General features: G+C 70.3%; 5 protein-coding genes. 2 read left to right on the top strand and 3 right to left on the bottom strand.

Going from position 1 to position 5547, the window contains the following annotated elements; genetic code table 11:
• The 3 genes from VJS38_RS14060 to VJS38_RS14050 all read right to left on the bottom strand — a co-directional run.
• Positions 1–366 (bottom strand): ATP-binding cassette domain-containing protein (locus tag VJS38_RS14060; protein WP_324088775.1); only part of this gene is annotated, 366 nt, incomplete at its 3' end.
• A complete protein-coding gene (locus VJS38_RS14055; RefSeq protein WP_324088774.1) occupies positions 363–1361 on the bottom strand; it encodes an ABC transporter substrate-binding protein in 999 nt (332 codons plus the stop codon). The genes VJS38_RS14060 and VJS38_RS14055, both read right to left, overlap by 4 nt.
• 485 nt (positions 1362–1846) lie before the next feature.
• The gene (locus VJS38_RS14050; protein WP_324088776.1) at positions 1847–3658 is read right to left on the bottom strand and encodes an ABC-F family ATP-binding cassette domain-containing protein; all 1812 of its coding nucleotides are present in this window, start codon (positions 3656–3658) and stop codon (positions 1847–1849) included.
• 99 nt (positions 3659–3757) lie between these two features.
• Here VJS38_RS14050 and VJS38_RS14045 point away from each other — a divergent pair, with 99 nt between their 5' ends.
• Both VJS38_RS14045 and VJS38_RS14040 read left to right on the top strand, forming a co-directional pair.
• Positions 3758–4222 (top strand): YcgN family cysteine cluster protein, encoded by a 465-nt coding sequence (locus tag VJS38_RS14045; protein ID WP_324088773.1) that lies wholly within the window; start codon positions 3758–3760, stop codon positions 4220–4222.
• Positions 4223–4393: 171 nt separating this feature from the next.
• Positions 4394–5347 carry a J domain-containing protein gene (locus tag VJS38_RS14040; protein ID WP_324088772.1) on the top strand — a complete coding sequence of 318 codons (954 nt, stop codon included), beginning with the start codon at positions 4394–4396 and terminating at the stop codon, positions 5345–5347.
• Positions 5348–5547: the final 200 nt, after the last annotated feature.

Here is a 5547-nt window from a genome sequence, read left to right as displayed (position 1 = left end):
CGCGGTCTCCGAGCCGGCCAGCCCGACCCGCCCCAGGGCCTCGTCCGCACGGCGCGCCGCAACGCCGCGCGCCACGCCTGCGAGTTCCAGCGGCAGGGCCGCGTTCGCCCGCGCGCTCAGCCAGGGCGCCAATGTCGGGGCCTGGAACACCACCGCGGTCTCGCCGCGGCGGGGGGTGCGGACGACTTCGCCGCGGCTGGGCGCCTCCAGGCCGGCCAGGAGCCGCATCGCCGTCGACTTGCCGCAGCCTGAGGGGCCGACCAGGGCGACGATTTCGCCGGCGGCGACCGCGAGACTGAACGGGCCCAGGGCGCGGCCGCGGTTCGGATAGTCGACCTCGACCCGGTTCAGGGCGGCGACGCTCATTTCCCCAGGAACTGCAGGGTGTAGGCGCGTTTCGGATCGAGCGTCTTCGGATAGACGCCTTCGCTGATCGCCGTATCGGCGAAAGTCCGCCAGCGTGCGTCGGTCATGGCGCCGATGCCGCCGGTCCTGGCGTCGCCGGATTCCACCAGACCGTAGGTGCGCATCTTCTCTCGGGCCTGGCCGAGCACGTCCTGGGTCATCTCCGGATTGTCCTTGCGGATCAGGGCGTCGCCCGGCTTGGGGTCGCCGTAGAGATAGTCGCGCCACCCCTGCGCCGTGGCCTCGACGAAGGCCTTCACCGCCGCGGGGTTCGTGGCGATCAGGCTGTCGGGCGCCAGCACCATGTTGGCGTAGCCGGGATAGCCGTTGTCTGCGAGCAGGAAGACCACCGGCTTCATCCCCGCCTGCTTCTCGAGGGTGTAGGGCTCGCTGGAGACATAGCCCTCCTGCGCGGCGCGCTTGTTGGCCAGGAAAGGCGCCGAGTTGAAGGTGTATTTTCGGATCTGTTCGTCGGTGAAGCCGTACTTCGCTTTCAGCCACGGCCAGAAGGCCCCGATCGAGGCGTCGGACAGGAGGATCGGGCGGCCCTTGAGGTCGGCGATCGAGCTTATGCCCTGGCCCGGGTGGGCCATCAGCACCTGCGGATCCTTTTGGAAGTAGGCCGCCACCGCCTTCACCGGCACGCCCTGCTGGGCGAGGTTCATGACGATGAAGCTGTTCGAGCCCATGCCCATCTCGACCGCGTGGGCGGCCAGCAACTGCGGCACGTTCACCCCCGGGCCGCCCTGGACGATCTGCACGTCGAGGCCACGCTTCTTGTACTCGCCGTTCGCCAGGGCCTCGTAGTAGCCGCCCTGTTCCGCCTGCGCGCGCCAGTCGGTGGCGAAACGGATGACCGTGGGCCGGGCGCCGCCGGAGCTCGCCTCCCTCTTCGCGGGCGAACAGGCGGCCAGCAGCGCCGCCAGGACGACGACGATCGGACGCAGGGCTTTCATCGGATAGAGGCTCCCCCGGGATCAGCGGCCGGAGGGTAGGGCGGCCGCGCCTCGGCGCCAATAAGGCCCTGGCCGCGCTGCGGGAAGGGCCAAATGCAGCAAGCGCACATAGTAAGAGGGCGGCGCTCCGGCAGGCCGGGGCGTCGCCCTCATTCAGATCCGTTGGGAGATCTGCGCCTCCTGGCCTGACCGCGGTTTGCGTTCGCGGGTCGCCCCGCTGGTTTCCGCCGCATCCGGTTCTTTTCGGCAGTCCCGGGTCGCCCCGGTCCCGTCCTCTAAGATCCGGCCCGCTGGGTTTTCCGGTGTCCCGGTCCGCCTGCGCCGCCATTCCTCTTGGCCCAGTGACGGTGCGCCTGGTCCGGCTACGGAGCAAGCGCCTGTGCGCGCCCGGCTGTGCAACAGTCTGTGAGCTTATGGTTAACGAGCGCTGGACGGCGGCGATAAACCCCGCACCTAGAAAGGCTTAGGGTTTTCCACGGTCAAGATCAGCGTCCGTTTTCCAGCGCCTCGCGCCGCTCTTCCAGGGTGAGCCACTCCTCCTCCGCCGCCCCCAGCTGGGTGCGCGCGGCCTCCAGCGCCCGATTGAGGCGCTCGAAGCCGGCCGGATCGCGGGCATAGAGGTTCGGGTCCGCCAGGCCGGTCTCCAGGGCGGCGATCTTCGCCGGCAGGTCGGCGATCAGGGTCTCCAGTTCCGCAAGCCGGCGCTGGTCCTTGTAGGAAAGCTTGGAGGGGCGGGCCGCGGCCGGCCTGGGCGGGGGTGACGCCTGCGGCTTGACCGCGGTCTTGATCACCGGCGGGGCGAAGAAGCCCGGGTTCTGATCCAGGAAGTCCTGCCAGCCGCCCGGCGTCTCGACGACGCGCCCGCGCCCGTCGAGGCCGATGGTCGAGGTCGCCAGCCGGTCGATGAAGTCGCGGTCGTGGCTGACGAGGATCAGGGTGCCGTCGTAGTCGGCCAGGAGATCCTCGAGCAGGTCGAGCGTATCCATGTCGAGGTCATTGGTCGGCTCGTCCAGCACCATGACGTTGGCGGGGCTGGCGAGCGCACGGGCCAGGAGCAAGCGGTTGCGCTCGCCGCCGGAGAGGGTGCGCACCGGCTGACGCAGCTGGTTGTCGCGGAACAGGAAGTCCTTGGCGTAGCCGGCGACGTGCTTGGGCTGGCCGCGGACCATGACCTGGTCGCCGCCGTGCGGCGTCAGCACGTCCTTCAGCGTCGCCTCGCCCGAGACCGCCGCGCGGGCCTGGTCGATATAGGCGACTTCCAGGTTGGTCCCCAGCTTCACCTCGCCGGCGTCGGGCGCCAGCTCGCCCAGCAGCACCTTGACCAGCGTGGTCTTGCCCACGCCGTTCGGCCCGACGATGGCGATCCGGTCGCCGCGCAGGATGCGGGTCGAGAAGTTCTTGAACAGCGTCCGCTCGCCGAAGGCCTTGGTGACGCCCTTGGCCTCGGCCACCCGCTGACCGGAGAGGCCGGAGCTGGCGACGCCCATGTTCAGCTGGCCGCGGGCGTCCTTAAGCCGCTCCGACTTGGCCTCGCGCATGGCGATCAGCCGGCGGCGGCGGCCCTCGTTGCGCGCGCGCCGGGCGGTGACGCCGCGCGCCATCCAGTGCTGCTCGCGCTCGATCGCCTTGTCGAGGCGTCTGGCCTCCTCGGCCTCCTGCGCCTCGATCTTCTCCGCCCAGGCGTCGAAGCCGGCGAAGCTCTCGTCCAGCCGCCGCACCTGACGGGCCTCCAGCCAGAAGCAGCGACGGGTCACCCGCTCCAGGAAGGCGCGGTCGTGGCTGACGATCAGGGCGGCGGCGCGCGAGGCGGCGAGCTCGGCTTCGAGCGTCTCGATCGCCAGGATGTCCAGGTGGTTGGTCGGCTCGTCGAGCAGCAGGATGTCCGGGTCTTCGGCGAAGGCCCGCGCCAGCGCCGCGCGCAGGGTCTCGCCGCCGGAGAGGCCCGGCGACGGCTTGGCCGGATCGAGGCCGAACGTCTCCAGCGCCGCGGCCGCCTCGTGCGGCTCGGCGCCCCCGGCGGTGGCGAAGTCCAGCAAGGTGGCGCCGGCGATTTCCGGCTCCTGGCGCACGAAGCTGATGCGTGTGCCCGGCGTGACCGTGCGCTCGCCGTCGTCGGCCTGGATCTCGCCGGCGATGATGCGCAGCAGCGTCGACTTGCCTGCGCCGTTGCGGCCCACCAGGCAGGCGCGCACCCGCGGCTCGAGGCCCAGGTCGACGCCGTCGAACATCATCTTCGGACCGTCGGCGAGCCGGACGTCCTTCAGGGCCAGGATGGGCGCTCTCATGGGCGGCCTCAGATAAAGGCTTGCGGCGGCGGCGCAAGACCGGGGCAGGCGGCGATCACATTTCAGGCCGAGCCTCTTGGGCCCACGGCCCCGCGGGTCTAGATGCGGCGAATGGCAGGCGAACCCTTCTGGCGCAGGAAGACGCTCGAGCAGATGACCGCTCGGGAATGGGAGAGCCTGTGCGACGGCTGCGGCCTCTGCTGCCTGGTGCGATTCGAGGACGAGGAGACCGGCGAGGTCATCCCCACCCGCGTCCACTGCAAGCTGTTCGACGCCCAGGTCTGCCGCTGCAGCAACTACGCCGAGCGCCATCGCCATGTGCCGGACTGCATCAAGCTCACGCCGCACAACATCGAGGCGCTGGAGTGGATGCCCCGGAGCTGCGCCTACCGCCGCCTGCACGAAGGGCGCGACCTTGCGCCCTGGCATCCGCTGGTCACCGGCGATCCGGAGAGCACCCACCGGGCCGGCGTCTCCGTCCGTGGTCAGACCGTGAGCGAAGAGGCGCTCGCCGATCCCGAGGACGCCCTGGATTTCACCGCCTGGGACCTCGTCGGCGAGCGCGGGGATCGGTAACGGGAACCTCGGCCGCCGTCCGTGAATTGCAGAGGTTGTCACGCTGGCCGCCACGCTCGCGCGATGGCGGCGCTGTGTGTGATATTATTGTCACATGCGACCTTGCGTGCATGTGCCATCAGACCAATCTACAAGGCGAAACAGTATAGACCGTTTGGGAAAGGCTGAGAGTTGGCGCGCGACCCCTATCAGGAACTGGGAGTGTCTCGCACCGCGAACGCGGACGAGATCCGCAAGGCGTTCCGCAAGCTCGCCAAGCAGCACCACCCCGACACCAATCCCAACAACAAGGCGGCCGAGGAGCGTTTCAAGCGCGTGAGCGCGGCCTTCGACATTCTCGGCGACGCCGACAAGCGCAAGAAATTCGACGCCGGCGAGATCGACGCCGACGGCCGCGAGACCGCGCGCGGCTTTGCGGGGGGGCAGGGGCCGTGGGGCGCGAGCCCGGGCGGCGGCTTCTCACGCCGCGGCGGCAGCCAGGGCCCCTTCCACAGCGAGACCTTCGAAGGCGCCGACCTCGGCGACATCCTGGGGGAGATGTTCGGCGGCGGCCGGAACGGCGGGCGCGGCGGCGCGGGCGGCGGCTTCGGCGGTTTCTCCCAGCGTGGCGCCGACGTGCGCGCGCGGCTGGAGATCGACCTGGAGGACGCGATCCGCGGCGGCAAGAAGCGGATCGCCTTCTCCGACGGGCGCACCATCGACGTGACCATTCCCAAGGGCGCACAGGAAGGCCAGACGCTGCGCCTGAAAGGGCAGGGCCACCCGGGCCGCTCCGGTCCCGGCGACGCCTTCATCGAGCTCGCCATCCTGCCGCACCCGATCTTCCGCCAGGAGGGCGAGGTGCTGGTGATGGACGTGCCGGTGACGGTCTACGACGCCGTGCTCGGCGGCAAGGTCGAGGCCCCGACGCCGGACGGGCCGGTGACCCTGACCGTGCCCAAGGCCGCCAACACGGGCACCCGGCTGCGGCTGAAGGGCCGCGGACTTTCCGACGCCCAGGGACGTCGCGGCGACCTGTTCGCCCGGCTGACGGTGGTGCTGCCGGAGACGCCGGACTCCGAGCTCGACGCCTTCGCCGAGGGCTGGCGGCAAAACCGCCCCTACGTCCCGCGCCGCCGCAAATAGACTCGCGGACGCAAAGCGTCGCCAGGGCGCCTTAGGCGAGGTGACAGAATAGCTTAGCCGTTTCATAACCCCGGCATTCAGCCCCGGTTCAGTCCTGGGAGCCTAGGTGTCGCCGTCATGAAGCGCCTGCTCGTCATCATCGCCGCCCTGCTTGCAGCGACCGCCGCGCCGCTGCCCGCCGCGGCGCAGGACGCGGGGCC

Origin of the sequence: Phenylobacterium sp. (assembly GCF_035276905.1) — a bacterium.
GTDB lineage: Bacteria > Pseudomonadota > Alphaproteobacteria > Caulobacterales > Caulobacteraceae > Phenylobacterium.
This window is presented reverse-complemented; position numbering and strand designations above follow the sequence as displayed.